We start from the raw sequence: 1422 nt of genomic DNA, 5'->3' as shown, positions 1-1422 counted from the left end.
TAAATTTAAGGATAGCTATGTTCATAGACAGCGTAAAATTTAGCGTCAAATCAGGGGGCGGCGGCGCAGGTTGCGTCAGCTTCCGTCGCGAAAAATTCGTCATCCTAGGCGGTCCCGACGGCGGCGACGGCGGCGACGGCGGCGATGTGTATTTCAAAGTCGATAAAAACTCTCACACCCTCTCATCCTACAAGGGCAAACGTGAGTTTAAAGCACAAAACGGCGCGCCCGGCGAGGGCCGCAAAAAGACCGGCAAAAGCGGCGAGGATCTCTATCTCATCGTCCCTCCCGGCACCAGCGTTTATGACGAGGATAGCGGCGAGCTGGTGCTTGACATGCTAAATGACGGCGAGACGAAGCTGTTTTTAAAAGGCGGCAAGGGCGGGCTTGGCAACGTGCATTTTAAAAGCTCGATCAACCAAGCTCCCGAATATGCACAAAAAGGCCTAGAGGGCGAAACGCGCGAGGTAAGACTAGAGCTAAAACTCATCGCAGACGTGGGGCTCGTGGGCTTTCCAAACGTCGGTAAAAGCACACTGATTTCGACCGTCTCAAACGCCAAACCCCAGATCGCAAACTATGAGTTTACCACTCTTACGCCAAAGCTCGGTCTCGTCGAGGTTGACGAATACAGTGGCTTTGTCATGGCCGATATCCCGGGCATTATCGAAGGCGCAAGCGAAGGGCGCGGTCTTGGCGTGCAGTTTTTAAAACACGTCGAGCGCACGAAAATTTTGCTTTTTATGCTTGATCTTGCAAACTACCGCAGCCTTGAGGAGCAGTTTGACGCGCTACGGGCGGAGACGGCGAAATTTTCAGGAGAGCTTGCGAAAAGAGACTACGCGATCGCTCTAACTCGCGCGGACGCGGCCGAAAATTTGCAGGAAAAATTTGACGCTTTTTTGGCGCATTTGGGGCTCGCGTGCACGGCTGGCGAGATGAAATTTAAACAAGATATTTATGAGTTTGACGCCGCTAAGCCGTTTTTCGTGATGCCGATCTCCTCGGCGACGGGACAAAATATAAACGAGCTAAAATTTAACATGCTTGAGCTGCTTAAAAAGGAGCTGTAGGTTGCGCTAAAGCCGCGCCGTATAGGGCTTTTGCGAACGCAGGTTTTAAGTGCGTCCGAATATGCGGGTAAATTTTATGTTTACCGCTCGCAAACGTCGCAAAAAGATAAAATTTAAGAAGGCGAAATGAATAAAATTTTTATACTTGTGCTGTTATGTCTCGGCGCATACGGTTGCGATCCCGCCGATCCGGTGCCTTATTTTATGGACTTTAACGATAAAGATCACGACGGCGCACTGAGCTTGCAGGAGTGGACGGCAAGCGAGGTGCCGTCTGGGCTGAGAGTAGAGCTAAATCTGCGCTCGGGCTCGGAATTTAAGGGGCTCGATGCTAATCGTGACGGCAAGA

2 protein-coding genes are annotated in these 1422 nt (G+C 51.1%); both read left to right on the top strand.

Features of this window, described 5'->3' with window-relative positions; translation table 11 throughout:
* Window positions 1-17 precede the first annotated feature (17 nt).
* A complete protein-coding gene (obgE, locus tag Q0546_RS04675) occupies window positions 18-1073 on the top strand; it encodes a GTPase ObgE (RefSeq protein ID WP_298790965.1) in 1056 nt (351 codons plus the stop codon).
* A 126-nt stretch (window positions 1074-1199) separates the two neighbouring features.
* The coding region (locus Q0546_RS04670; protein WP_298790963.1) for a hypothetical protein at window positions 1200-1422 on the top strand (223 nt) is incomplete at its 3' end.

The sequence above is a fragment of the uncultured Campylobacter sp. genome, assembly GCF_937997465.1.
Classification (GTDB): domain Bacteria; phylum Campylobacterota; class Campylobacteria; order Campylobacterales; family Campylobacteraceae; genus Campylobacter_A.
Note: the sequence above shows the minus strand (reverse complement) of the source record. Positions and strands in the feature narration are given on the sequence as shown.

What these genes read in the sequence shown, in the direction of transcription:
- obgE (WP_298790965.1), top strand. Translation starts at nt 18, where the DNA reads ATGTTCATAGACAGCGTAAAATTTAGCGTCAAATCAGGGGGCGGCGGC.